The organism is Bacillus sp. NMTD17, assembly GCF_002998735.1.
Lineage (GTDB): Bacteria > Bacillota > Bacilli > Bacillales > Bacillaceae > Bacillus.
The window spans coordinates 560,397-586,936 of sequence record NZ_PVRH01000001.1; the positions used below are offsets into that span (position 1 = coordinate 560,397).

22 protein-coding genes are annotated in these 26,540 nt (G+C 41.1%); 12 read left to right on the forward strand and 10 right to left on the reverse strand.

From position 1 onward, the window contains the following. Positions 1 to 42 precede the first annotated feature (42 nt). From C6347_RS02785 to C6347_RS02810, 6 genes are all read right to left on the reverse strand, one after another. Entirely contained in the window at positions 43 to 1,458 is a 1,416-nt protein-coding gene (locus C6347_RS02785) for a HAMP domain-containing sensor histidine kinase (protein ID WP_106030551.1), read from the reverse strand. Beyond that, on the reverse strand, positions 1,455 to 2,141 hold the full coding sequence (locus C6347_RS02790; RefSeq protein ID WP_060597374.1) for a response regulator transcription factor: 687 nt from the start codon (positions 2,139 to 2,141) through the stop codon (positions 1,455 to 1,457). Before C6347_RS02790 ends, C6347_RS02785 begins: the two co-directional genes overlap by 4 nt. Next, positions 2,138 to 3,121 (reverse strand): YncE family protein, encoded by a 984-nt coding sequence (locus C6347_RS02795; protein ID WP_106071369.1) that lies wholly within the window; start codon positions 3,119 to 3,121, stop codon positions 2,138 to 2,140. The genes C6347_RS02790 and C6347_RS02795 overlap by 4 nt, the downstream gene beginning before the upstream one ends. 277 nt (positions 3,122 to 3,398) lie before the next feature. Beyond that, on the reverse strand, positions 3,399 to 4,733 hold the full coding sequence (locus C6347_RS02800; RefSeq protein ID WP_066031692.1) for an MFS transporter: 1,335 nt from the start codon (positions 4,731 to 4,733) through the stop codon (positions 3,399 to 3,401). Positions 4,734 to 4,773: 40 nt separating this feature from the next. Next, positions 4,774 to 5,346 (reverse strand): TetR/AcrR family transcriptional regulator, encoded by a 573-nt coding sequence (locus C6347_RS02805; RefSeq protein ID WP_106071370.1) that lies wholly within the window; start codon positions 5,344 to 5,346, stop codon positions 4,774 to 4,776. 90 nt (positions 5,347 to 5,436) lie between these two features. Further along, positions 5,437 to 7,968, reverse strand: a complete 2,532-nt coding sequence (locus C6347_RS02810) for a PEP/pyruvate-binding domain-containing protein (protein WP_106071371.1) — start codon at positions 7,966 to 7,968, stop codon at positions 5,437 to 5,439. Positions 7,969 to 8,252: 284 nt separating this feature from the next. On the opposite strand from C6347_RS02810, the gene C6347_RS02820 reads away from it, so the two are divergent. From C6347_RS02820 to uvrA, 3 genes are all read left to right on the forward strand, one after another. Next, positions 8,253 to 8,498: a CsbA family protein gene (locus C6347_RS02820; protein WP_012011392.1), complete on the forward strand. Its 246-nt coding sequence runs from the start codon at positions 8,253 to 8,255 to the stop codon at positions 8,496 to 8,498. A 284-nt stretch (positions 8,499 to 8,782) separates the two neighbouring features. After that, a complete protein-coding gene (uvrB, locus tag C6347_RS02825; protein WP_034660110.1) occupies positions 8,783 to 10,768 on the forward strand; it encodes an excinuclease ABC subunit UvrB in 1,986 nt (661 codons plus the stop codon). A gap of 7 nt (positions 10,769 to 10,775) precedes the next feature. Continuing rightward, complete coding sequence (uvrA, locus tag C6347_RS02830; protein ID WP_060597368.1) at positions 10,776 to 13,652, forward strand: excinuclease ABC subunit UvrA; 2,877 nt, start codon at positions 10,776 to 10,778, stop codon at positions 13,650 to 13,652. Between the two features lie 227 nt (positions 13,653 to 13,879). On the opposite strand, the gene C6347_RS02835 is transcribed toward uvrA, so the two are convergent. Beyond that, positions 13,880 to 14,110, reverse strand: coding sequence for a hypothetical protein (locus tag C6347_RS02835; RefSeq protein WP_034660106.1), 231 nt, complete (start codon positions 14,108 to 14,110; stop codon positions 13,880 to 13,882). Positions 14,111 to 14,305: 195 nt separating this feature from the next. Here C6347_RS02835 and C6347_RS02840 point away from each other — a divergent pair, with 195 nt between their 5' ends. The 5 genes from C6347_RS02840 to C6347_RS02860 all read left to right on the forward strand — a co-directional run bounded on the left by C6347_RS02840 (position 14,306) and on the right by C6347_RS02860 (position 20,283). Continuing rightward, a complete protein-coding gene (locus C6347_RS02840) occupies positions 14,306 to 14,641 on the forward strand; it encodes a magnetosome magnetite crystal formation protein family (protein ID WP_034660105.1) in 336 nt (111 codons plus the stop codon). Between the two features lie 11 nt (positions 14,642 to 14,652). Continuing rightward, entirely contained in the window at positions 14,653 to 15,744 is a 1,092-nt protein-coding gene (locus tag C6347_RS02845; RefSeq protein ID WP_066031696.1) for a DUF4097 family beta strand repeat-containing protein, read from the forward strand. 6 nt (positions 15,745 to 15,750) lie between these two features. Continuing rightward, positions 15,751 to 15,945: a PspC domain-containing protein gene (locus tag C6347_RS02850; RefSeq protein WP_060597366.1), complete on the forward strand. Its 195-nt coding sequence runs from the start codon at positions 15,751 to 15,753 to the stop codon at positions 15,943 to 15,945. Further along, entirely contained in the window at positions 15,946 to 16,332 is a 387-nt protein-coding gene (locus C6347_RS02855; RefSeq protein ID WP_024423577.1) for a phage holin family protein, read from the forward strand. 93 nt (positions 16,333 to 16,425) lie between these two features. Then, complete coding sequence (locus tag C6347_RS02860; RefSeq protein WP_106071372.1) at positions 16,426 to 20,283, forward strand: lamin tail domain-containing metallophosphoesterase family protein; 3,858 nt, start codon at positions 16,426 to 16,428, stop codon at positions 20,281 to 20,283. A gap of 33 nt (positions 20,284 to 20,316) precedes the next feature. Here the strand turns inward: C6347_RS02860 and C6347_RS02865 are convergent, their stop codons facing one another. The 3 genes from C6347_RS02865 to nagA are packed head-to-tail and all read right to left on the reverse strand — an operon-like array spanning position 20,317 to position 22,982. Next, entirely contained in the window at positions 20,317 to 21,042 is a 726-nt protein-coding gene (locus C6347_RS02865; RefSeq protein ID WP_066031698.1) for a GntR family transcriptional regulator, read from the reverse strand. A 24-nt stretch (positions 21,043 to 21,066) separates the two neighbouring features. Then, a complete protein-coding gene (nagB, locus tag C6347_RS02870) occupies positions 21,067 to 21,792 on the reverse strand; it encodes a glucosamine-6-phosphate deaminase (RefSeq protein WP_066031699.1) in 726 nt (241 codons plus the stop codon). Next, complete coding sequence (gene nagA, locus C6347_RS02875) at positions 21,792 to 22,982, reverse strand: N-acetylglucosamine-6-phosphate deacetylase (protein ID WP_066031700.1); 1,191 nt, start codon at positions 22,980 to 22,982, stop codon at positions 21,792 to 21,794. Before nagA ends, nagB begins: the two co-directional genes overlap by 1 nt. Before the next feature lie 177 nt (positions 22,983 to 23,159). Between nagA and hprK the strand changes: the two genes are divergently transcribed. From hprK to ppaX, 4 genes are read left to right on the forward strand one after another with little or no spacing between them, the layout of a single operon-like run. After that, positions 23,160 to 24,092: an HPr(Ser) kinase/phosphatase gene (hprK, locus tag C6347_RS02880; RefSeq protein WP_003212943.1), complete on the forward strand. Its 933-nt coding sequence runs from the start codon at positions 23,160 to 23,162 to the stop codon at positions 24,090 to 24,092. Between the two features lie 11 nt (positions 24,093 to 24,103). After that, a complete protein-coding gene (lgt, locus tag C6347_RS02885; RefSeq protein WP_106071373.1) occupies positions 24,104 to 24,928 on the forward strand; it encodes a prolipoprotein diacylglyceryl transferase in 825 nt (274 codons plus the stop codon). A 19-nt stretch (positions 24,929 to 24,947) separates the two neighbouring features. Next, the gene (locus tag C6347_RS02890) at positions 24,948 to 25,892 is read left to right on the forward strand and encodes a nucleoside recognition domain-containing protein (protein WP_106071374.1); all 945 of its coding nucleotides are present in this window, start codon (positions 24,948 to 24,950) and stop codon (positions 25,890 to 25,892) included. After that, positions 25,889 to 26,539 (forward strand): pyrophosphatase PpaX, encoded by a 651-nt coding sequence (ppaX, locus tag C6347_RS02895; protein ID WP_066031702.1) that lies wholly within the window; start codon positions 25,889 to 25,891, stop codon positions 26,537 to 26,539. Before C6347_RS02890 ends, ppaX begins: the two co-directional genes overlap by 4 nt. The last annotated feature ends 1 nt before the right edge of the window (position 26,540 follow it).

The window sequence follows — 26,540 nt, forward strand, 5'->3', positions numbered from 1 at the left end:
ATATGGATCAAGCGAATGACCCTACCTATAAAATCTAATTTGTTATATCAAAGGCAGGTTTTCATCGATCGGAGTATTTGGCAGCTGAATGATGGCTGTCGTACTGCATCCTGGCTCAGATTGAATATCGAACGTGCCATGATGTTTTTTCATGATTTGATAGACAATGGCTAGTCCAAGACCGGAGCCGCCATCTTTTCTCGTACGTGCCTTATTTACTCGGTAAAATCGCTCAGAAACATGTGGAAGGTCTTCTTTTGGAATGCCGTTGCCCTCATCTGTCACTCTCAATTCAGCCATATGCTGGTGAACTAGTAATTCAATCGAGATCGATTTTCCAGAGGGAGTGTAATGAATGGCATTGTCCAGTAAATTACGAACCACTTGTTGCAGCCGATCGCTATCGCCATACACAATACAATCCTCATCAAGTGTTCGTTTCAGATAAATGCCTTTTTGATTAGCGATAAATGCCATTTGATCAAGAACGTCATGAATCAGCTGTGCAAAGACAATTGGCTCCATCGTTAGTGGATAAGAATCACCTTCTAGCTGCGCAAGGTCTAAAAGATCGTGCACAAGCCGGCTTAAACGTGCGGCCTCATCCTGGATGATGTGCATTCCTTTTTTTTGATCAATGATCCCTTCTTCAATTCCTTCAGCATATCCTTTCATATAACTTAGCGGAGTCCGAAGTTCGTGAGAGACATTCGCAAGAAATTCCCTGCGGTGCTGCTCAACTTTTTCAAGGGTAGAAGACAGTTTGTTAAAGGAGCGGCTCAGCTGGTTTAACTCATCTCCGTTTTTGGTCACAGCCATACGTTTTGAAAAATCACCAGATTCCATTTCCATAGCAATTTCTTTCATTTGATTAATTGTCCGCACGACTTTATTGGAGCTTTTATATCCGATAAAGAAAATCAGGAGCAGGATCAATAAAATGGATATGCCAAGTGTCAATCTGATTTGGACAAAGGGTTCATACACATCCGATAAGGGCATGGATAGAAAAATTGTCCCCGATAGCTCATCTTTGCTTGAGAAAACAGGGATAGCGATGCCAAGAATATCTTGATGAAACTGTGAGTGTTCTCTAATCAGCACGACGGTTTCCCCTTGAAGGAGCTTTTGGCGTTCCTTGAACGTAATGAGATTATCATTTGTGTTCGTATCAAAAGGAAGACCACTTGAAAGCTCCATTGGGTCATCTGTAAAAATAATGTTCGCCTGACTTGAGTCGTTTGCCCATTTTATTCTATCGGTAAAATACGTATCTTTCCCGTGTTTATGATAGATTTGTGCCAACTTTTTACCTTGTAAACTTAAGGAATCGATTTGTTTATCAATATATAAGTGCTGGTATAAGTAATAGGTAAGGGCAAGAGCTGAGGCAGCAACGATTCCGGTCACTACAAGGATTAAAAAGAGCACTTTCTTTTTAATCGATAAAGGCTTCATTCTTCCTCCTCAAACTTATAGCCGACACCCCAAACGGTTTTAATATGCCGTTCCGCTCCCTTTAATTTCAGTCGCAGCGTTTTGATATGTGTATCGACTGTTCGTAAAGAGCCGCTCGTGGAATGTGATTCCCACAATTTTTGATAGAGCTGTTCTCGTGAAAACACTTGGCCTTGATTGAGTAAAAGAAACATGAGTAAATCGAATTCTCTTCTAGTTAAATTAATGGGCTCCTGATGGATATAGACTTGTCTGCCATCCTGATCAATCTCCATGTCACCAATCTGTATTCGGCTGCGCTTTAGCGAAAGACCTCTAATTCGTCTCAAGGTTGTTTCAATTCTTGCTGCAAGCTCACGTAGACTGAAAGGCTTCATGATGTAGTCATCCGCACCAATTTCTAGACCTCTAATTCGATCCTCCTCATAACTTCTAGCTGTTAAGAATAAAATGGGGATTTGAGATGTTTGCCGAATACGCTGACAGACTTCAAATCCATCCATATCAGGCATCATGATATCCAGTACAACAAGGTCAACGGGTTCTTTTTCAAGCTGACGTAAGGCATCCATTCCATTATTAGCTGTGATGATGTGAAAGCCTTGTCTCTTTAAAAAGGATCCGATTAACTCAAGCATATCGAACTCATCGTCTACGATTAAAATATGCATTTGTTCTTTCATTTCTTTTCCTCCAACACGATAGCATAAGGTCCTGATGGGACATTCAGTCGATTTTTCATCATGAATGTATGTTTATCGATAATTGATACTGAATTGTCATCTAAGTTACTCACATATATTGATGTGGTATCAGCGGTGATATAATTCGGGTTTTGACCAGTTTCAACAGAAGCAAGCTGCTTATTTGTCTCTGTATCTACTTTGTACAGAGTATGATCTCCATGACAAAGTACATATAAAGTAGAAGAATTTTTCTCTGAAAAGAATGCAACGGGCATAACGCCTAGTTTCATTTCTCGCTGCTTTTTACCTGTTTTTGGGTCGTAAGAAAAAATGCTTTTATTTAAGGTACCTTGTTTACCGTGTCCACCGACCCAAATGGACTTTCCATCAAAATGAATACCAGAAGGCCGTTCAAGTACAGAGAACGTACGTATATGTTTTTGCTTCTCAATATCTATGACGGAGACAGTATGACTTTCTGCATTTAAAACAAATAAAGTACCTGAAGAAGAAAGTGTCATAGAAGAAGGTAACTTTCCGGTCTTCACAGTTGCTTTTATTTTTTTACGCTGCGTATCAATAAAATAAACGACATTTTTCTGTGTATCCGCTGCAATTAAGGTGTGAGAAGCTGCATCATATGTAAGAGAAGTCAGCCCTTTATTCACATCCATATAATCTGTTGCTGTACCTTTTTTTAAATTAATTTCGATAAGCGATTCTCCTTCTTTACTTGTTGCAATGATGACGTCTTTGTTGATTTGGATAAGGTCAGTGAGCGGATGTTTTAAATCAACGGAAGAGATCATTTTATTCTTTTGTAAATCAACTATTGAAAAGGAAGCTTTTTTTAATTGAGAGATGACCGCGATCGATTGAGAGCTGCCAGGTGGATTAAATTGCTGGTCTTTGCCACAGCTTGACAGGAATAATATTAGAGCTGATAAACAGATCAAAACATATTTTGCACGTTCCATTCTTCCGCTCCTTTGCGTCCTATATTTTCAAAAAGCATACCACAAAAATTGTGAAAAAAAATCGAAGTTATCAGTACTGGAAGAGATGAAAAACAGCTTTTAGGTGGGTGAACGGGGACAATTTCGATCGAAAGTTCCTTTTTTGTCTAGTCATATGGCTTTTTTTCATCTTTAAAAAAGGATTTTCAATATTTGATTACTGTACCCGCTCTAGCTTACAGTGATACAAATGATGAAAACTCCCCCGCTCTAAATCAACATAGAGCGCAGGGAGTCATTAGGCGGAATGCCCCGATGATGGAGAGGTGGAACTTGTTTTGACGCGTTGAGATAAAAGGAAACCAAGGATTCCTGCGCCCATTAATACAATAAATAAAGATTGGAAACCACTCATGATACCAATCAATGTCGATGAAATGATACTGCCAAAATATCGAAAGGTAGAGAAAATACCAGATGCCGAACCAGATAAGCTTTGATCAACAGCAGTTAAAGAAGCCATCTGCATACTGGTCATACCAATCCCTGATGAAATTCCACCTGCGATTAGTGTCACGATTAGCAGTGGTAAGGAGGGGTACTGACTCAGTGTAATTAACATGATGCCTGATAAAGTGAGGCAGAGAAATGAAAAGCGAATCATTTTTTTCGCGCCTTTTTTCGGATGAAGTCTAGCCCCTAGCAAACCGCTAAGAGACATACAAAGCGAAAATACCGATAAAATCATACCGCCTTGTGTATGAGAAAGGGCAAGTTGTTGTTCCATAAACAGCGGCATAATAAGAAGGATGGCGTACATGACAAAATTACTTAGCATGATCGACAGATTCGCATTTGTAAATGAACTGTTTTTAAATAGGGACAAATCGATGATCGGATTCTTTACTTTCCGTACATGTTTAAAGAATAAAGGAATCACAATCAATGCTAAAATGCCATAAATTAAATATTCATTTAGTAACTGGCTTTTTGTGCATAGAATGATTGTGGCAATTCCGATGGTTAAATACAATGAACCGATGATATCTACCCTTGCTTGTAAGCGTGTATGCTTTATGTTTGGAATGAGTAAAATACCGGTGACAAGTGTAAGAAACAGAAATGGGATATTCACTAAGAATATGGAATGCCAGTCAAAACTCTGAATGAGAATCGATCCAATAAAAGGTCCAAGTGCGGCACCAATACCAGCACCAAATCCAAAGTAACCCATTGTTTTAGACAGTTTTTCGGGTGATACTGTTGCACGAATCAATGCAATGCTATTCGGTGTTAAAATAGCCCCGCCAGCTGCTTGAATGGATCGAAAGATGATGAGAAATGCTAGATTAGGTGCTAAAGCACAGCCAATCGAGCCGATTAAAAAGAGTGTTACTCCGGTTAAATACATGCGGCGGTGTCCGTATATATCTCCTAACTTACCAGCGATAGGCTGAGTGACCGCCATGACAATAAGATAAATTGTGACAACCCAAGTAATGTTTGAAATGGATTGATCATAATAAGTTGATATGGATGATAGAGCGACTGCGATCATCGTTGAGTTGACCGGAACTAGTATAGCTCCAAGTAACAAAGAATAGATGATCAAGCTCTCTTTTTGTAACCTCAATGTGTATACCACCTTTTGTAAAAAAGAAGAATTCCACCCTTTAAGCGGGAGAAATTCCTCTCATGAAAATGTGTGTGTATGTCTCAATAAAATCATCTTTTTGTGTTAAAACGAGTTGAAAGTCTTGCTCTAGCTGCTGAATAAAAAAACCGAAATACGTACTAATGAAAATGTCTGCATAAATGTCTTCTTTTCCTTTTAAGACATGATGCTGAGCACTCATCTTTTTGAAATATTGTATCAGCATTTCCCTTAGTTCTTGAGGATAAATTTTTTCATGACTGGTCAAATCTTTAAACATAGCCGGTTCTCGCATGCTGATATAAATAAATTCTTTTTTTGAAGTTAAATCTTCAAGGAAATAGGAACCGAGAAACTTTAAAACGGTGTATAAATCGCCTTTAAATTCTGCTTCTAAGGTTTTCGTCGGTGTTGATTTCATTTTCATAATGGCAGCAATGACGCCGCGTTTGTTTTTAAAGTTGCGAAAAATAGTCGCTTCACTGACATTCGCTTTTGTGGCTATTTCTTTGGTTGTGGTTTTTTGATAGCCTTTTTCAGTTAATAAATCCATTGTTGCGCGAATGATTCGTTGATTTGTAGATTTTAACAAGCATACTCACCTCAGGTTATGAATGTGTTTGCAACAAAGTAAGTATACCGATAAAACCTATGACCGCCAATATGACCCAAAACGATAAAGTTAGACACGTGCATGCTGTTTTAATATCTGAATGCGTCCATTGCTACCATCTACTGTCACAAGGTCACCGGATTGAAGTGTTTCAGTCGCTATTCGGGTACCTAGGACAGCTGGCATCATATACTCTCTAGCGATAATAGCTGAATGAGACAAAATGCCTCCAGCATCGGTTATGACTGCTTTTGCATCTCTAAATAAGCTCGTCCATAAAGGTGTGGTTGTTTTGCAAACTAAAATATCATCCTTTTGAAATTGTGAGAATTCCTCAGCACATGTAATGACTTTTACTCTTCCAGAAACAATACCGCTAGATGCGCCAATTCCATAGATCATATCGTTTGTGTTATTTTCATTTTCTCTTAATGAACCGAGCATTTTTTCCACTTGCTGTAATTCAGCTTCAGTTGGGGTGCCCATATAAGCTGGTGGTTGAATGTCTTCATTTTCTTTCATTTCGATTTTTCTTTGTGCAATGACCGTATCGAATGTTGTAGACGTTGTGAGCGCTGTGTGTACCTCCTCATCGTAGAGATACCATAGATCTTCTTGATGAGGAATCGCTCCTTTTTGTACAAGAAGTTCGCCAATTTTTAATAGATATACTCTGGCTTTAGCATCTAACATGGCATCAATGTAGAAGTGATGATCATCACGGATATTAGCGGCCTGTAGGGCAAATTGATAAAGTGTCTCAAATTTTGTTTTAAACGCTTCATCCTTCACTTGGCTCATAAAATGTTCATATGTCTCTTGTCTTTTGATGACGGCTTGTGCAAATTCTTCATCAAAATCACATTGGTATTGAATGTTGTTTCTGATGATATCTAGTATAAACTCAGGGTTTTCCACCCATGTTTCTTCCGTAAGGTCATGACTTTTAACAGATCGCCAGCCATAGACTTGAAGAAACTCCTCTAATTCCAAAATGAAGTGTCTGCCTTTTTCCGAGTGATTGAGTGCATCAAGCAGCTCTGGGTTCTTTTCATGCTTCATAAATGCTTGATGAAGTTCAGGATCTTGAAGGACACTCTTTGCAAAATCAGAAAGCTTCTTGTCTGTTTCAAGAGATTTGTTCATCACGCCTATCAACATCTCATGCAGCAGGACCACTTGTGATTGATCACCAGTATATGTCACAAGCATGTCTTCGATCATAGCTGATAGAATAACTTGTGGTATGACAATATCAAAATGATCATCATATGCTTGTATATAAAAAGCCTTTAATTCTTCAAAGCCGATGATGGCTTCTTCAATGGTCATAGGTTCCTTCATTTGGCGATCGATTTTTTCGTAAAAGGGAAAGAAATTTTCCTCTAAAATCTCATACATACGTTCACTTAAATGCGGAAATAACTCAAATATGCGCTCATCAAAAACTGGCGCAGCTTCTGCACTCGTTTCAGGCAGTGACGGTGCTGAGTACAGGTGGCCTCTATAAAGCTTGATATTTTTAATATTCAGATCAGGTACTTGATATTTTTCACCATTTTTCTTCATTCCGCTTTTTAATGCTGGGATGATCAGACTTGAGAAGAGAGGACTTGTTGGGCCCGGCATATGATCGTCCATTGAGATCCAGAAATCCTGCAGCTCATCTGGCTGCATTTGAAAAGAAACACCTGCTGTTTCATCTGCTGCTTTTGGGAGAGCTGCGGTAATCGGCCTGGCTTGAAGTAAATAAAATGTGCCATTTGTTATTCCAAATTCGATATCGACTCCATGTCCATAAAGTGCTTCTACTTGTTTGGTGATTTGCGTCATTTCTTCTAATTGATCATCATTCAGGCAAAATTGCCCAGCCTTTTCCTCCGTTACTGCTTGTTCTATGACACCCTCTTGATAAGGAACAATTTGCAGCTCTTTCGTTCCAAGTGATTTTTCAATAGAAAGTGTCTCTTTGTCTACAATAAATGTGTCTGGTGTCACAAGCCCGGAGACGATTGCTTCTCCTAGTCCGTAGCTTGCTGTCAGCATCATTTCATTTGTTTTTCCCGATACGGGATTCTCACTAAAGATGACTCCGGAGACGTCAGAATGGATCAATCCTTGAACGACAACAGCCATGAGCGGCATCTCTTCCTCGTTTTCATCCATCTCTTCCTTATATTCTGTCACTCTCGCTGCAAAATAAGAAGACCAGCATTCTTTGACAGCCTGTAAGAATTCTTCATTTGTTTTGATATTTAAATAGGTCTCGTACTGTCCTGCAAATGAGGCGCCTTCGAGATCTTCAGCAACAGAAGAGGATCGAACTGCAACTGAGGGATAAGTCTTCCGCAATGATTGAAAGGACGAAAGGAGTTCTGCTTCCATTTGAGAAGGAAACGATGCTTCTTTGATTTTGTGAGCAAGGTTTTGTTCAGTTGGATGCAGGTTGTGATATGAAAGAAAGCTTGAAAAGCTGTTGGTTTTGATAATAAATCCATCTGGGACTGGCAGTCCGTGATTGTTTAATTTAATTAAATTCAGGCCTTTTGCCCCTGCGAGTGCTGCGGATTCTTCAGCCGCATGAAATAAAACTGAATACATGGGAATGCCCCCTTATCCAAATAGCCAATGATTTGTATATCTCTCTATAGTTTTTAAAATGATAGTGCGCACTATCATTTTAATCATAGGATGTATTGGATGTTACTGTCAAAGACGGAAAGACCTATCTTTACAAAGGGGACATTCTCACTAATTTCCTTCTATATCTATAACAAAAGTCTCCGAACAGAAAGAAAAATAGGTGAAATTGAGAACTGTGAATTGTTCAATATGCCAATCTTTACTATAATCAAGGAAGTAGACCAAGAAGAGGGAGGGTTTTTGTGATTACAAAAGCCATATTTGCACTTGTTTTTCCTTTCCTGCTCGTTATTTTATTTTCAAAGGTTACTTATAATCATTATGTGGGCATTGCATTAACAGCAGCGCTTTTATTTGCCTCGTACATGAAGGGCTATACAGAAACCTACTTTATTGTGGGATTAGATATAATTTCTTTAGTAGCTGGGGCATTATATATGGCTAAAAAAGAAATTGAAAAAAGAGAAAAGGCTGAAAAACATCATTGATGTCATCATCAAGAGCGTGCTAGGCCGAAAGGTGACGTTTTTTAAGCTGTGCTTACGAATTCTAGTGAGTGCAGCTTTCTTTTTGTGCTCATCGAATATCTCTCACCAAAATGTTCCATACTGAAAGGAAGGTTTTCGTAAGAGGGTTATTTGCCATTGAAGAGAGGGTATGACTGTATTGGAAATAAAAATCAAGTAAGAGCCGAACTTTAGTTCGTATTTTTGTGTTCTTTTATGATAATATATTCATTAGATAGATTTCGTAACGAAACGGAGGCTTTGATGTGAGTGACCGCTTTGAATTAGTTTCTAACTATCAGCCCCAAGGAGATCAGCCGAAGGCGATTGAAAAGCTTGTTGAGGGGATCCATCAGGGGAAACAGCATCAAACGCTGTTAGGTGCTACAGGTACGGGAAAGACCTTTACTGTATCCAACCTGATCAAAGAAGTGAACAAACCGACACTTGTCATTGCGCATAACAAGACACTTGCCGGTCAGCTATACAGCGAGTTCAAGGAATTCTTTCCGAATAATGCTGTCGAATATTTTGTGAGTTACTATGATTATTACCAGCCAGAGGCGTATGTGCCTCAGACTGATACATTTATTGAAAAGGATGCCAGCATCAATGATGAGATTGATAAGCTGAGACACTCCGCTACTTCCTCGTTATTTGAGCGGAGAGATGTCATCATCATTGCCAGTGTGTCCTGTATTTATGGCTTAGGTTCGCCAGAAGAATACCGAGAGCTTGTGCTGTCTTTACGTACTGAAATGGAGATTGAACGCAATCAGCTTCTTCGTAAGCTGGTGGACATTCAGTATTCTCGTAATGATATAGATTTTCAGCGCGGAACCTTCAGAGTACGAGGAGACGTCGTTGAAATTTTTCCTGCTTCACGTGATGAGCATTGTATCAGAGTGGAGTTTTTCGGTGATGAAATTGAACGTATTCGTGAAGTGGATGCACTGACTGGAGAAATACTCGGTGATCGTGAACATGTGGCTATTTTCCCAGCATCTCACTTCGTCACAAGAGAAGAAAAAATGGAAAAAGCAATTATTAATATTGAACAAGAGCTTGAGGAGCAGCTCGAAAAGCTTCGAGATAATGGAAAATTGCTAGAAGCGCAGCGCCTTGAGCAGCGGACAAGATATGACCTTGAGATGATGAGAGAAATGGGCTTTTGTTCAGGAATCGAGAACTACTCAAGGCATCTGACCTTGCGCCCTCCTGGTTCAACACCTTACACATTGCTTGATTATTTCCCAGATGATTTTATGATTGTTGTCGATGAGTCACACGTGACGATCCCGCAAATCCGCGCGATGTACAACGGGGACCAAGCAAGAAAGCAAGTGTTGGTTGATCACGGATTCCGTCTGCCTTCAGCACTTGATAACAGACCGCTCACCTTTGATGAGTTTGAAAAGCATATCAACCATATTGTGCATGTATCTGCCACTCCTGGTCCTTATGAGCTTGAGAAAACCCCAGAGGTTGTGGAACAAATTATTCGTCCAACAGGTTTACTTGATCCAATCATTGAAGTGCGTCCGATTGAAGGTCAAATTGATGACTTAATTGGAGAAATTCATGCTCGGATTGAGAAAAATGAGCGTGTGCTCGTGACTACGCTGACGAAGAAAATGTCTGAGGATCTCACAGATTACTTAAAAGAGATCGGAATCAAGGTCAATTATCTGCATTCAGAAATTAAAACCCTTGAGCGGATTGAGATTATTCGAGATTTACGTCTCGGAAAATATGATGTGCTTGTGGGAATCAACCTTCTTCGTGAAGGACTGGATATTCCAGAGGTGTCGCTCGTGACGATTTTAGATGCGGATAAAGAAGGCTTTTTACGCTCTGAAAGATCCCTCATCCAGACGATTGGCCGTGCAGCGAGAAATTCAGAAGGCCGGGTCATTATGTATGCAGATAAAATGACCAAATCAATGGATATTGCGATTCAAGAAACGAAGCGCAGACGAGAGCAGCAAGAGGCGTATAATGAGAAATTTGGGATTACTCCGCAAACCATCCATAAGAAAATCAGAGATGCCATTAAGGCAACAAAGATACATGAGGAATCGGAAGAATATGAAACAAATGCAGCACCAAAGCTGTCAAAAATGAGCAAAAAAGAACGAGAAAAAGTGATCGAAAAGGTCGAGATGGAAATGAAAGATGCAGCAAAAGCGCTTGATTTTGAAAAAGCAGCAGAATTAAGAGATCTATTGCTAGAGCTAAAAGCGGAAGGATGATTGCCTGATGGCTATGGAACGAATAGAGGTGAAAGGTGCTAGAGCCCACAACCTTAAAAATATTGATGTGAATATCCCGCGTGACCAGCTAGTGGTCATCACGGGTTTATCTGGTTCAGGAAAATCGTCTCTTGCCTTTGATACCATTTATGCAGAGGGTCAGCGCAGGTACGTTGAATCTCTTTCAGCGTATGCGCGCCAATTTCTCGGTCAAATGGATAAACCGGATGTAGATGCCATTGAAGGTCTTTCCCCGGCGATTAGTATTGACCAGAAGACGACGAGCCGGAACCCTAGATCAACGGTTGGAACCGTTACTGAAATCTATGATTATTTACGTCTCTTGTATGCTCGAGTCGGGAAACCTATTTGTCCGATACATGGAATTGAAATTACGTCCCAAACGATTGAGCAGATGACAGATCGTATTTTAGAATATCCAGAAAGAACGAAATTGCAAGTGCTTGCTCCGGTTGTATCTGGCCGCAAAGGAACACATGTCAAAGTACTTGATCAAATTCGAAAGCAGGGCTATGTTCGAGTAAGAGTCGACGGAGAGATGGAAGATCTGTCAGAAGAGATCGAGCTTGAAAAGAACAAGAAGCATTCCATTGAAGTCGTGATTGACCGAATCGTGGTGAAGGAAGGCGTTGCGGCTCGGCTGTCTGACTCCCTTGAAACGGCGCTGCGACTAGGTGAAGGCCGTGTGATGATTGACGTGATTGGACAAGAAGAGCTGTTATTCAGTGAACATCATGCTTGTCCGCACTGCGGATTCTCTATTGGTGAGCTTGAGCCGAGAATGTTTTCATTTAATAGTCCTTTCGGTGCCTGCCCGAGCTGTGATGGGCTTGGCTCTAAACTAGAAGTTGACCCTGAGCTCGTCATTCCTAATAAGGATTTGACGTTACGACAGCATGCTATTGCCCCATGGGAGCCGCAAAGCTCACAATACTATCCTCAGCTTCTTGAGGCAGTATGTACACATTACGGCATCGACATGGACATTCCAGTGAAGGATATACCGTCGCATTTATTCGATAAAATTTTATATGGCAGCGGCTCTGAACGGATTTATTTTAAATATGAAAATGATTTTGGTCAGGTACGTGAAAATGAAATTGAATTTGAAGGCGTTCTTCGTAACATTGAGAGACGCTATAAGGAAACCAGCTCTGATTATATTCGTGAGCAAATGGAAAAATATATGGCCAATCAGCCATGTCCGACATGTAAAGGATATCGTCTGAAAAAAGAAACGCTTGCGGTTCTGATCAATGGCAAACATATCGGAGAAATCACTGATTTGTCTGTCTCTGATGCCCTTGATTTATATGGTGAAATCGAGTTGTCTGAGAAAGATTTGCAGATTGCCCAGCTCATTTTACGTGAAATCAAAGAACGATTGTCTTTCTTAAATAATGTGGGATTAGATTACCTCACATTGAGCCGGTCAGCGGGCACACTATCCGGCGGAGAGGCGCAGCGGATTCGTCTGGCGACTCAAATCGGGTCAAGGCTGACAGGTGTTCTTTATATATTAGATGAACCATCCATTGGTCTGCATCAGCGTGACAATGACCGGTTGATCGGGACATTGAAAAACATGCGTGACATCGGGAACACCCTCATTGTCGTAGAGCATGATGAGGATACGATGCTGGCCGCTGATTATTTGATTGATATTGGACCTGGAGCAGGAGTTCATGGAGGAGAAGTGATTTCAGCTGGGACGCCGGAAGAAGTCATGAAGGACAAGAAATCTTTAACAGGACAATATTTATCGGGTGAGAAATTTATTCCGCTGCCGATCGAAAGAAGAAAGCCTGACGGCCGCTACATTGAGATCAAAGGTGCAAAAGAAAACAACCTGAAAAACGTCAATGCGAAGTTTCCTCTAGGCGTCTTTACAGCTGTGACCGGTGTGTCCGGCTCAGGGAAAAGTACGCTTGTGAATGAAATTCTATTAAAATCACTTGCGCAAAAACTGCACAGAGCGAAGGCGAAGCCAGGACAGCACAAAGAGATCAAAGGAATGGATCACTTAGATAAGGTGATTGATATTGATCAATCTCCAATCGGCCGTACGCCGAGATCCAATCCAGCTACGTATACAGGCGTATTTGATGATGTGCGGGATGTGTTTGCACAAACCAATGAAGCAAAGGTACGAGGCTATAAAAAAGGCAGATTCAGCTTTAACGTCAAAGGCGGACGCTGTGAGGCGTGTCGTGGAGATGGCATTATTAAAATCGAAATGCACTTTTTACCTGATGTGTATGTGCCTTGTGAGGTGTGCCACGGGAAACGTTATAACCGCGAGACACTTGAGGTCACATATAAAGGGAAAAACATTGCCGATGTCCTTGAAATGACTGTGGAGGACGCACTCCAATTTTTCGAGAATATCCCGAAAATTAAGCGGAAACTTCAAACGATTTTTGATGTTGGGCTAGGATACATTACACTTGGACAGCCTGCGACGACATTGTCCGGGGGAGAGGCGCAGCGTGTGAAATTAGCATCTGAGCTTCACCGCCGTTCAAACGGAAGGTCTCTTTATATTTTAGACGAGCCGACAACAGGTCTGCATGTGGATGATATTGCCCGTTTATTAAAAGTGCTTCAGCGTTTGGTCGAAAACGGAGATACGGTGCTAGTGATTGAGCATAACCTTGATATTATCAAGGCTGCTGATTACCTCGTTGATCTCGGACCAGAGGGCGGTGCAGGCGGCGGAACGATCATTGCCTCTGGGACTCCTGAGCAGATTGCAAAAGAAGAAGCTTCTTACACTGGTCAATACTTGAAGCCTATTTTAGAACGAGACCGTGAACGAATGAAACAGTTGGTCAAAGAAACAGAAAGTGTAACGTCATCATAAAAAAACCCTCGTTAAGAGGGGTTTCAGATTGTTGACAAAGGGCTAAAATGATGTTTATTTTAGCCCTTTGTCTTCTTTTCAGTGTGATAGAAAACCTTTGAAGTCTAGGAAGGATGAGCACTGGCGCGGAGCGAATTTGACATTCGGGAGCACCAGCGCGCAGTCCTGACAAAAAATGCGAGGGTTTGCCTACACGCTGAAACCCCTCGTTAAGAGGGGTTTTTCTTTTATTGCGCATCTTCCTTCGGCATTAAATGACTGAGTTGCGTTAAATCCTTTAAAATATGGGTGCTGCTGCTGTCGAGCAGTACTTTTAAATAACGGATATCACCATACTTTGGATGAGACGGATGAATGGTCTCAAGCTCCCTGATCATATCGCTGTTCATGCTTTTCTGTTTCTGTATAAGGTCTAAAAGCGTTTGAGCCGTGTGGTTAGTATTATGATGATCTGTCAAAATAATTACCCCCTATAATGATAATCACCATCTTTTCAACATATTTTAAAGGGTAATCCGTGAAGAATCTATACTTAGGTGCAAAAAGATATAATTTGTGTCTAAGGTCATATGTAATTCGAATGATTTTGAAACTTTTGATACGCAATAAACGTATGAGTGAGAAAGGAATTTTCATCATGAAGGAGCGAATATATGAATAGAGATCAGTCGATCATTGCATCTATTTGTTATTTTAGTGTATTTTTTATGCCGTTTATTGTACCGATCGTGGCATATTTTGTAGTTGATCAAAAGGAAACGAAACGGCACGCGATGCGGGCATTGTGGTCACACCTTTTGCCAGTCGCAGCGTGCGTGATACTGGTTTTTGGATCTATCCCATTTTTATTGGCGACACAGGCAAGTGACTCACTTATTCCAGTGATCACGATGCTCATCTTGTCCTTTTTAGTCGCCATTGGCTTTTTGATCTCTGTCATTTGGAATATCATTCAAGGTATTAAAGTACTTCAATCCATCAAATCGTAGGAGGGCTTTGTATGAATGAAAAAGAACGCATTTTAAAATTAGTAGAAGACGGGACATTATCGGCAAAAGAAGCGATTACGCTGCTTGAAAAACTAGAAGAAAGTCAGTCTGTTTCATTAGAAAAGTCTACAGCTGATCACACCTTTCATGAAGAAAAAGCTGGCACAGAGAGCAAAGGAACTGGTACTGAAAATCTTGGTGCAAAGCTGTTTGGCTGGTTAGATTCTGCGGTGAAAAAGGTGAAAGACGTAGATCTTGATTTAAACTTTGGACAGTCGGTCGACGTTGAGCACATTTTTCAGTTCAAAGACGCCACGCTCTCTCATTTAGATATTCAATTGGCGAACGGCAGTCTCAATGTGATGCCTTGGGACGATGGGGATATTCGTGCAGAGTGCCATGCGAAAATCTACCGTGCAGAGGACGGAGAGCAGGCAAGACAGCAATTTCTCAATCAATTGGACTGCGGCCTGGAAGGGGATAAATTTTTTATACGGACCGAAAAGAAGACGATGAAAGTCAATGTCACTTTATATGTACCTCGTATCCAATACGATAAAATCAAGGTTAAACTGTTTAATGGTCCGATTCGCGGGGAAAAGCTAAAGACAAAAGAACTTGCTGCGAAAACCACCAATGGTGTTGTCTCTTTTGCCTCGTTACAGGCAGAAAAGGTCGGAATTGAAACAGCAAACGGACAAATTAAACTGGCGGATCACGAGTGTGGTATGATTGAAGTAGAAACCATCAATGGGCTCATTGACCTGCGCGGGAAAAGTGAATCAATTGATGCCCAAAGCTTTAACGGAAACATTGCTGTTCAGCTGTCGGATGAAAAGTGCCGTTCCATTTATGCGAAAACGACAACAGGCAGTGTGGACGTCCAGATCCCGCGTACGTGTGCAGTGACCGCTGAACTGAAAAGCAATCTTGGGTCTATTTCTCATGATTTGCTTGATGCAGAGATGATTAAAGAGAAAAATGAAACATTACAAAAAGAGAAAATGATCAAAGCCAATCAACAGGCAGTGAACAGTATATCCATTTTTGCAGAAACAAAAACAGGTTCAATTCAAGTAAAGCACCAATCAGACAAGGAGTGATTCTACATGAAGAAGCTTTATCGTTCAGCAACAGATAAAAAAATAGCGGGTGTTGTTGGTGGACTTGCCGAATACTTAAGTGTCGATGCATCCCTGCTTCGCATTTTAACGGTCATCATCGGATTTTTGACAGCATTTATGCCTATCTTCCTGGTCTACTTCATCTGGTATTTTGTTGTTCCGGAAGAAGGCACTAACTAAATGCTTAGATGGATCGTCAGTATTTTAGTAAATGCATTACTTTTAATCGTCATTGCTGGATATTTTGATTCAGGCATTCTGCCAGGGCTCGGAAGCGTATATATTGAAGGGTTTGGGGCAGCCATTGTCGCAAGTATCATTTTATCCTTGCTCAATATTTTAGTGAAGCCGTTTTTGATCATTTTAACGCTTCCAGTAACCGTCCTTTCACTAGGATTGTTCTTGTTTGTGATTAATGCCATCACATTGATGATGACATCGAGCTTTATGGGTGATAGTTTTAACATTGATGGGTTTGGAACGGCCATTTGGATGGCTGTCATTTTATCCATTTTCCATCTGTTGATACAAAAAGGAATTGTGGAGCCGTTAGCGAAAAAAAGCTAACGGTTTTTTTGTACCATTTTGTATCGTTTCTCCGTTTCATCTGTCATAAAAACTTCCTTCAGGAGACACAATATCCGAAGGAGGCGGTGCACGATGGTGAACGTGAGCAGACAAATCATGCTTTTATGTTTTTTTATCATTCTTTTTTGTTTCAATCAGCCTGCTTCAGCAGGGCCTTTTATTCAAACACAAGTCAATATACCGGACAAGCCTTTTTCTCCTTTTATCTTTGATCGATTTCATGTGGATGTCCGTCCAGTTCTAGGGGAAAAAAGCCGTGATCTCCAGTTTCGTGCGTCTATTACGGATCCGGAACAAATTTTGTCTGCGAACTTGTACTATAAACAAAGTGATGAACTAGGGTACCGTTTGATCCCAATGGAACGGTTACCAGGTATGAAGCCAGAATTTACAGCGAAAATTCCGCCAGATCAATTATGGAATTCAACCGTTCGTTACTATACAGAGTTTCTTACGCAAAAGTCCGTGATCAAAACGGCAGAACATTCTGTCCACTTAAATGGATTTGAAGAGGATCTTTCTCGCATTCCGGACTTAGTCATCTCGGAAATTGTTGTCAATTCAAAGAATCGCAAAGGCAAAGATGCCTTTGAATTTATCGAGGTGTATAACACGACACATGAGCCAATCTCTCTTAAACATTATCAACTTCGCTACCGCAATCCTGCACAAGGAACTGAAATGGATGATGTGTATTCCTTTCACGCAAATCCAGTCACCATTTCACCTGGAAAACCTTATGTTTTCTGGCTGAGGAAAAAAGGGCAGGAGCATTTAACTGTAGCGGACTTCAATGCCATGTACAAAAGTCAATTAAAAGAGGGTGAGCATGTATCTGTCATCGAGAGCAAAGGGCTGTCCAACTCTAAATCTCGTCTTGTTTCAATCACAACAAATATAGGGGAGGAGATTTCTTCAGCAGCATTTCGTTTGAAGCCATCATGGTTTAGTGAGCATAAATCTTTGCTGTTTAAATATCCAATGGACGGTACTTCGCAAATGAAGCTGATCTCGAAAATTGAAGAAGAGCCTACGCCTGGAAAAGTGCTAAAAGCACAAATTCCATCTGAGAAAAAAGAAATTTCTCAAGATATCCATAAACCTGTGATTGAAGATATGACAGTGAGGAAACCAGTGAAACCAACTGAAAGCATAGAGATTAAAGCGGATGTACAGGATGATCAGGCCGTCAAAACCGTCAAGCTTCGCTATCGAACAAATCGGAAAGATGATTTCAAGGAAATACTGCTTCAAAAAGATCATAACGACCGGTTATTTCATCATATTATTTACTCACCCGAGTTGATTGGTAAAGAACAATTGGAATATCAGCTTGAAGCGTCAGACGGCGAAAATACAGCAATGACGATGAAAAAAATGATTGATGTGGAGCAGGTTAGCAAAGCCCACGGCCTTCGATTCAATGTAGAAGAAGGAGATACGGTTTCAGGATTATTTCCATTAAAGGCAACGTCTGATCGGAAAAAAAGCATTGAATTATTGATAGATGGAAAGCGGAATCAGCAAGTATTTTCTGCCCTTGAAGCAGATCCATATATCGCATTTGATGTCAAAGGGACAAATTTATATTTTAAAAATGGTGTGTCCATAGGTAAGCACTTACTTTCTATTTTTGATGATTCGACAAAAGTGTATCGTACCTATACAATGCCAATACCAGAAGCAGAGATGAAAAAAGCAGGTCCCCAAACGATCTCCTTCCATGCTGGAACGAAGTCTTCTCCAGTAGATCGGCTGCCTGGAGAGAATCACGATGATTTTGAATTAAAAAACGTCCGGATGATCCTGTCGAATGGAACACAAATTCCTCCAATCAATGCAAAGCCGCAAAAAGAATGGAAAATGGGAGACAGCGGTAACGCCAAAAAGGTAAGAATATTTCAATTTGAAATTCCAAAAGAAGCTTATGTTTCAACCTATATGAAGTGGGACACAAGAAGGCTGAAAGAGGGGCCACATTTGATTGAGGCCAAAACCTCAGACGAGCATGCATCTGTACATGTGAATGTCGATAACACAGGTCCGAAAATCAAGACCAACGTTCAAACAAAGGATCCATATAAAGGTGCCTTTACGTTAAAAGCAAAGGTTACGGATCGTTGGAGTGACATAGAGGAGATGAAGGCATATGTAAATGGCAAGCCAATTTCCTTGCCATATCAGACGTCCTCTAGCGAATTAAACCCGGGTGAGCACACATTGACAATTAAAGCAAAAGATGCCGCAGGGAACATGTCGACGTTGAAAAAAGAATTCAAAACGGTACATGAACACCCTGAGACACCAGAACGAGTAGCAGATAAGACGAAAATGAAATCGTCTAAGCAAACTGTGCTCACCAAGGATCCAACGAATGATAAGCTGGATTACTCCTTTTACCGTGCCTACCAATATACATCGCTGCATCCATCAATGAAGATTTTGAAATATGCAGCGGAGACAGAACCGCCAAAAAGCTTTAACGAAAAAGGAGAAATGATCTTTTCTAATCAAGAAAGGAATCGCATTGCATTTGCTGATGGTAAGTCAGTTGAAACGAAGGATTTACATCGTTTTCCCTATCATCGTTTTCAAATCAAGGTTCATCAAGATGTACGTGAAAAGGATGTCGTCGAAGCGATGTGGAAAGGGAGTTCATTGTCAGGGAGAAAGGTGACCATGTATGCATGGAATCATCAGCAAGAAAAGTGGGATAAAATCACTCATCATTTTGCTAAAGATCAAAAAGAATTTTACCTGAAAGGACTGCTGTCAGTAAGACAGTACATGAAGAATCATACGTTTGATTTGCTTGTACAGGATGAAATCAGCAAAGCGCAAAAGCCATATAAGATGGTTTGGATGTCTGACACACAATATTATGCAAAGAGCTATCCTCATATCTTTAAACAAATGGTCGAGTGGATCCGAGACCAGAGGGAGAAGTTAAACATTCAATATGTGTTCCATACAGGTGACATTGTGGATGATTCAAAGGATAAACAATGGCATCGTGCCGATACGTTTATGCGTGTGTTAGATGAGCATCAGATTCCTTACGGTGTTTTAGCAGGAAATCATGATGTTCGACATAAGGACGGCTTATATGCGGAATATGGGAAATATTTCGGGGAGAAACGCTTTGCAAATAAACCTTACTATGGTGAATCCTATCAAAACAATCGAGGTCATTATGATCTCATCTCTGCCGGTGGCAATGATTATATGATGGTATACATGGGCTGGGGGATTAAGCAAGATGAAATTGATTGGTTAAACCGTGTGATTTCTGAGCATCCAGATCGCATCGTCATTTTAAATTTCCATGAGTATTTGTTGGTGAGTGGCAACCGCAGCCCGATTGGCGACCTCATCTTCCATCAGGTGGTGAAACGCCATCCCAATATTGTGGCAGTATTTAGCGGCCATTATCACGGAGCAAGCAGGAAAGTAGATGAGCTTGACGATGACCAGGATGGCAAAGTAGACCGGAAAGTATATCAAATACTCGCTGATTATCAGTCAGGACCTGAAGGTGGACAAGGGTTTATGAGGCTGATAACAGCCGATCAAGAAAAAAACCAGCTTCATTTTACGACGTACTCACCTTATATGAATCAAGAGCATTTCTATGATCCTAAAACGTATGGAGAACAGGATGAATTTTCAATTGATGTGGATTTGACGCCGAAAATGAAATCTGTTAAAACCAATTATTTTGAACTTAATGTCTACACAAATGTCCTGATAGGAGAGGCACGCGGTGTAAAAAGCGGCAAAAAAGCAAGCTTTGAGTGGAAAGGCTTAAGGCCAAATGAAGACTATTATTGGTACACTGTAGCAAAAGATCGTTTTCAAGGAAAAGCAATTTCGCCTATATGGAAAATTCATACAAAAGATGATCGTGAAGCAACATTTCTTAGGAAATAAAAAACAGTGCTCCTCCTTTTATGAGGGCACTGTTTATCTTTCCATTGTATGAATGAGCTTGTAACGATCCCCTCTATACACGGAGAGAACATACTCAAACGGAATGTCATTCTGAAAATAAGTCGTTCTTGCGATTGAGAGCACGGGATCGCCTGTTGAAATAGACAGCACGTGTGCTTCTTCCTTTGAAGCTACATTCGCTTCAAGCTCTTGTTTTGCATGAGCAATTGCAAGGCCTGTTTGAGTCTCTATATATTCATATATAGAGCCAGTTAAATGTTCCTTTGTTAAATCTCCTGCAAATGCTTCAGGGATATAGCTCGTTTCAATCGCCATCGGTTCATCATTTGCAAGGCGTATCCGTTTGAGTTCAAAGATAGCATCGCTATTTGACAGTTGTAAGACAGGCAGTAAGTGCTCTGGACATACGGTTTTTTTGAAGTCAATCAGCTGGCTTGAAGCTTTAAGCCCACGCTGGCGCATATCCTCTGTAAAGCTTGTTAAGCCTTGAAGCGGCTGTTCAAACTTTTTTCGGCTAACAAAGGTGCCTTTTCCTTTTTGTCGATACAAATATCCTTCGTTCACAAGGTTCGATAAGGCTTGTCTGACAGTCATTCGACTTATATCAAAGCGTTCGGCATATTCTCTTTCAGAAGGAATGAGTGTATCAGGTGCTAATGTTCCATCCTCAATCTGTTTTTTCAAGTTCTCCATAATCTGATGGTACATCGGAATAGGTGACTGCTTATCAATAAACATGTGAAAATCCTCTCGTGTTTAGCTTTAGCGTAGTGAACCAGCTTCTCGATCAATCAAAATTGTCACATCTTCATGAAGTTTCAGAGCAGATGCTGGGAAGTCTGGATGTATCTCAGTCTGTTCTAAATATTGTATCACTTTCGCTTTTGATTTTCCTGATGCAAGAAGGAGAATCTTTTTACTTGAAAGAATGCTTGCAATGCCCATGGTAATGGCATGTGTAGGCACCTTATCAATAGAAGAAAAGTATCTTGCATTGGCCTCCCGGGTGTTTTCATCTAGTTGCACGACATGAGTCTTTGAGTTAAATGGGGTACCGGGCTCGTTAAAACCGATATGTCCATTTTGACCGATTCCAAGAAGCTGAAGGTCGATGCCGCCTATATCTTGAATGAGCTGATCATATCTTAAGCATTCTTTTTCTAAATCAGGTGCAGCGCCATTTGGAAGGAAATACTGATCCTGAGGGAGATCAATATGATCAAATAAATGACGTTTCATGTAGGTCATATAACTATTTTCATGATCTGGATCAAGTCCTGCATATTCATCTAAGTTGACTGTTTTTGTTTGTTTGAAAGACAATTGGTGTGCTTGATGAAGGTGAATTAACTCTTGATATGTATCAAGAGGTGTACCGCCCGTTGCTAGGCCAAGTACTGCATCTGGTTTAGAAGCGATTGTGCGTGCGATAAGGGCTGCTGCTTCTTTTCCTAATTGTTCTTTATCTTCAAATTCGATGATCTTCATTAGTGGTTGGCCTCCTTTTTCTCAAAGACGATTTGTCCACGGCAGATCGTCATCATTAGTTCGCCAGATTGATCCCAAATCACAAGGTCTGCTTGTTTTCCAACTTCGATCGAACCGAGCTGCTGGTCAAGTCCTAGCTGAATGGCTGCATTGGTTGAGGTCATCTTCGCTATCTCTGTCCATTCACAATGTGTAATCTGTTTCATCCGTTTGACGCCATCTTTCATTCTCAGGATCGATCCTGCAAGTGTACCATCTGAGAGTAATGCTTTTTCGCCGCTGACTGTGACTGTTTGACCGCCAAATTCGTACGTCCCATTCCCGAGTCCTTTTGCGCGCATCGAATCTGTAATCATGATCAAACGATCACTTCCTTTTGCCAAATATGCAAGCTTGATGGAAAGTGGATGGGAGTGAATCCCATCTGTAATCAGCTCAGTATGAAGATTCTCGTTCGTAAGAGCAGCCCCAACAGCGTTTGGTTCACGATGTTGAAATGAACTCAGTGCATTATAAAGATGCGTGACATGGCGTGCACCATGATTAGCTGCTAATTCAATCATGTCATGATGGGCATTCGTATGTCCAATAGAAGGAATGATGTTTTTTTCTTGCAACAGAGAAAGAAAAGCAAAGTCAGGGTCTTCCTCAGGTGCAAACGTGACAATTCGAATAAGCTGTTGAGAAGCATCCAGCCATTTTTCAAAAAGAGGGAGATCGGGCTGCTTTATCCATTGAACAGGCTGTGCCCCTGCTTTATCTTTAGAAATAAAAGGACCTTCAAGATGGATACCTAAACATTGTGCCTGAACTCCTGCTTGTTCTTCATTATAATGTTTCCACTGAGCGACATTTTTAAGTGCTTGCTCAATCTCATGATGGTTTTGAGTGATGGTTGTTGCTAAAAAACTTGTCGTTCCTTCTGACGGTAAGTAGTCAGCGAGTGTATTCATGGCTTCTGATGTCGCATCCATCATGTCTGCTCCATATCCGCCATGGATGTGAATATCAATCATTCCGGGAAGTAAATAAAAGTTTTCCCGGGAAATATATACTTTTTCATAATTTCCTGTCGGTGGTGATGTTGAAATATAGTCAATCTTGCCGTCGCGTAAACCGACAAAACCGTTTGCAATCATTTCAGTCTTTGTCACAATATGAATATTGGAGAGCAATAAAGAGCTGCTCATGATTGTGCCCCCTTTAGTCATTGTCTTTGACTTAGTTTACCCTTTTTAAGTATAGTTGTCTATACCAGTGAAACAGATGAAACAGGATCAGGATAAAATACTGTTTTGGGATCATCATTGAAAGTGATAAAATAGAGCTGTATTTCTGAATCGCCTGTGATAAAAGGAGGAAGAAACGTGCCGAAAGTTCGTACGAAGGACATAATGGAACAATTTCATCTTGAACTGGTAAGTGGGGAAGAAGGGATTAATCGTCCCATTACAATCAGTGATCTTTCCAGACCAGGTATTGAAATGGCTGGTTATTTTACATATTACCCAAAAGAAAGAGTTCAACTTTTAGGGAAAACAGAGCTTTCTTTTTTTGAACAACTCCCAGAACGCGAACGAAAGCAGAGAATGATGTCTCTTTGTACAGATATTACCCCTGCAATTATTTTGTCACGAGATCGTGAAGTGCCGAAGGAATTAATTGAAGCTTCAAATGAAAATGGCGTCCCTGTGTTACGATCAAGCCTAAAAACGACAAGACTTTCGAGTCGGTTGACCAACTTTTTAGAAAGTAAGCTTGCACCAACGACCGCCATTCATGGCGTGCTCGTAGATGTATATGGTGTAGGTGTATTGTTAATTGGAAAAAGCGGAGTAGGAAAAAGTGAAACAGCCTTAGAATTAGTGAAGAGAGGACACAGGCTGGTCGCAGATGATTGCGTGGAAATCCGTCAAGAGGATCAGGATACGTTAGTTGGAAGCGCACCAGAGCTGATTGAACATCTTTTAGAAATCCGTGGACTAGGCATCATTAATGTGATGACCTTATTTGGAGCCGGTGCTGTCAGAAGCTATAAGAGAATTACGATTGTGATGAACCTTGAGCTTTGGGAACAAGGCAAACAGTACGATCGTTTAGGACTTGAAGAAGAGAAGATGCGAATCATCGATACAGATGTACCGAAGCTGACCATCCCTGTCCGGCCAGGACGAAACTTAGCGGTCATCATTGAGGTGGCTGCGATGAACTTCAGGTTAAAACGCATGGGACATAATGCGGCGGAACAATTTACAAGTAAACTTGCCGATGTCATTGAAGACAATGGCCAGGATGAATAGGAGTTGTCTATATGAACGAAGCGATTCAGCCAATTGATCCGATTGCTTTTCAGCTCGGACCTATTTCGGTTCATTGGTATGGTGTGATCATTGGGGTCGGAGCCTTGCTGGGACTCTGGCTCGCACTGAGAGAATGTGAGAAGAGAGGAATCAATAAAGATACGTTTATTGACTTAATCTTATTTGCGATTCCAATAGCCATTATTTGTGCACGAATTTATTATGTATCCTTCGAATGGGATTACTATCAGCAGCATCCAAATGAAATCATTAAGATTTGGAATGGCGGAATTGCTATTCACGGCGGGCTGATAGGTGCTGTGCTGACAGCGATCGTCTTTACAAAAGTGAAAAAGGTATCCTTTTGGAAAATAGCCGATGTAGCAGCACCTAGTATTTTACTAGGGCAGGCGATTGGTCGCTGGGGGAACTTTATTAATCAGGAAGCGCATGGTGAGGCGGTTTCAAGAGCCTTTTTAGAGAATTTGCATCTGCCAGAGTTTATCATTAATCAAATGTATATTGATGGGGCCTATTATCACCCAACGTTCTTATACGAATCATTATGGAATCTTGCCGGTGTTGTGATCTTGATTTTATTACGCAGAACATCGCTGCGCAGAGGCGAAATCTTCTTGTCTTATTTAATCTGGTATTCAATCGGTCGTTTCTTCATTGAAGGGATGAGAACGGACAGCTTGATGCTGACAGAACATCTACGAATCGCTCAAATGATTTCGATTGCCATTTTTGCAGTGGCTGTTCTGCTGATGATCTTTAGAAGAATGAAAGGATACGCATCGATTCCTTATAAAGAGAACAACTCATCGAATTAAGCAGGGGGGATCAGAAGAGATGGGAGAGACATGGAAAAGCGGCTTAAAGGCAGGGCTATCGACAACTTGGACACTTGGAAAAGTCATCTTTCCGGTTACCATTCTCGTCAGTATCTTGCAGCATACGCCTGTTATGAATTGGATCATACAATTCATACGGCCATTTATGGGGTTGTTTGGTCTTTCAGGAGAAGCGGCCATTCCGCTTGTATTAGGAAATGTGCTGAACTTGTATGCGGGCATAGCCGCCATTCTGACACTAGATCTTCCTGTGAAGGAAGTGTTCATTTTGGCCGTGATGCTGTCCTTTTGCCATAACCTGATCATCGAATCGACAGTGGCAGCAAAGGTTGGACTCAGAGTGTCTATCATTTTGCTGGTCAGAATCAGCCTTGCTGTTATTTCGGCTATTGTCATTCATCTCGTTTGGCAGGGAGGCCAGGAGCCAGCACAATATGGACTGCTGACGGCAGCTCAGCCGGCTGATGAGCCTTCCAGCTGGTACATGATTGTCCTTCTCGCTTTACAAAAAGCCGTACTCGGTGTGGTCCAGCTCGCCTGTATCGTCATCCCTCTCATGATCATCATTCAATTCATGAGAGATTTAGGATGGCTCCATACGCTGTCTAAGTGGCTGTCTCCATTTACGAGAATGCTTGGAATGAAAGAAAATACGTCGATGACAATGGTAGCTGGATTAACCATAGGTCTGGCATACGGAGCCGGCGTGATGATGAAGGCAGTGGAAGAGGACGGCGTGAGTAAAAAGGATTTAACCCTTGCTTTCATTTTCCTTGTTGCCTGCCATGCAGTGGTCGAAGATACGCTGATATTTATTCCACTTGGGATTCCTGTGTGGCCGCTTCTTGTCATCCGTCTGATATCTGCTATTTTATTAACAGCTGCCATTAGCTATATTTGGCGGAAGCGGGAGCTTGCAGCTGTTAGAAAGGAAGCCATATGAACGAATCAACTATTAACACCGTGCTATTTGATTTAGATGGCACATTAATCAATACGAATGAATTAATTATTGCTTCATTTCAACATACGCTTGATCATTATTATCCTGGTCAGTACAGCCGTGAAGAGATCCTTCATTTCATTGGTCCATCATTGTTTGATACATTCTCTGCGATGGACCCTGAGCTAACGGATGATATGATTCAGATGTATCGAACGTTTAATCATCAACAGCATGATCTGCTTGTGACTGAATATGAGACTGTTTTAGATACATTGAAAGTCCTGCAGGATCGAGGATTTAAACTTGGGATAGTCACAACAAAAATACGTGATACGGTTTTAATGGGTTTGAAGCTGACAGGTTTAGAGCCATTCTTTGAGGTGATTGTGACGCTCGATGATGTCCAAAATGAGAAGCCGCATCCAGAACCTGTCCAGCTGGCATTATCCAAGCTTGGCAGTGATCCGCATGAAGCGGTGATGGTCGGTGATAATTATCACGACATTTTGTCTGGTCAAGCGGCAGGAACAAAAACAGCAGGTGTTGCTTGGTCGATTAAGGGAGAAGAGGCCCTTTTAAAGCATCGCCCTGATTTCATGCTGAAGAAAATGAGTGATCTCCTGGCGATTGTTGGAGCTGATTGAG

Bases quoted from the DNA above. Each gene is read 5' to 3' on its own strand.
- C6347_RS02850 (WP_060597366.1), top strand. From the start codon at position 15,751: ATGAAGAAGCTTTATCGTTCAGCAACAGATAAAAAAATAGCGGGTGTT.
- C6347_RS02855 (WP_024423577.1), top strand. From the start codon at position 15,946: ATGCTTAGATGGATCGTCAGTATTTTAGTAAATGCATTACTTTTAATC.
- C6347_RS02790 (WP_060597374.1), bottom strand. From the start codon at position 2,141: ATGAAAGAACAAATGCATATTTTAATCGTAGACGATGAGTTCGATATG.
- nagA (WP_066031700.1), bottom strand. From the start codon at position 22,982: ATGAGCAGCTCTTTATTGCTCTCCAATATTCATATTGTGACAAAGACT.
- C6347_RS02890 (WP_106071374.1), top strand. From the start codon at position 24,948: ATGGGAGAGACATGGAAAAGCGGCTTAAAGGCAGGGCTATCGACAACT.
- ppaX (WP_066031702.1), top strand. From the start codon at position 25,889: ATGAACGAATCAACTATTAACACCGTGCTATTTGATTTAGATGGCACA.
- C6347_RS02785 (WP_106030551.1), bottom strand. From the start codon at position 1,458: ATGAAGCCTTTATCGATTAAAAAGAAAGTGCTCTTTTTAATCCTTGTA.
- nagB (WP_066031699.1), bottom strand. From the start codon at position 21,792: ATGAAGATCATCGAATTTGAAGATAAAGAACAATTAGGAAAAGAAGCA.
- lgt (WP_106071373.1), top strand. From the start codon at position 24,104: ATGAACGAAGCGATTCAGCCAATTGATCCGATTGCTTTTCAGCTCGGA.
- C6347_RS02845 (WP_066031696.1), top strand. From the start codon at position 14,653: ATGAATGAAAAAGAACGCATTTTAAAATTAGTAGAAGACGGGACATTA.
- C6347_RS02860 (WP_106071372.1), top strand. From the start codon at position 16,426: ATGGTGAACGTGAGCAGACAAATCATGCTTTTATGTTTTTTTATCATT.
- C6347_RS02795 (WP_106071369.1), bottom strand. From the start codon at position 3,121: ATGGAACGTGCAAAATATGTTTTGATCTGTTTATCAGCTCTAATATTA.
- C6347_RS02840 (WP_034660105.1), top strand. From the start codon at position 14,306: ATGAATAGAGATCAGTCGATCATTGCATCTATTTGTTATTTTAGTGTA.
- C6347_RS02865 (WP_066031698.1), bottom strand. From the start codon at position 21,042: ATGTTTATTGATAAGCAGTCACCTATTCCGATGTACCATCAGATTATG.
- C6347_RS02810 (WP_106071371.1), bottom strand. From the start codon at position 7,968: ATGTATTCAGTTTTATTTCATGCGGCTGAAGAATCCGCAGCACTCGCA.
- uvrA (WP_060597368.1), top strand. From the start codon at position 10,776: ATGGCTATGGAACGAATAGAGGTGAAAGGTGCTAGAGCCCACAACCTT.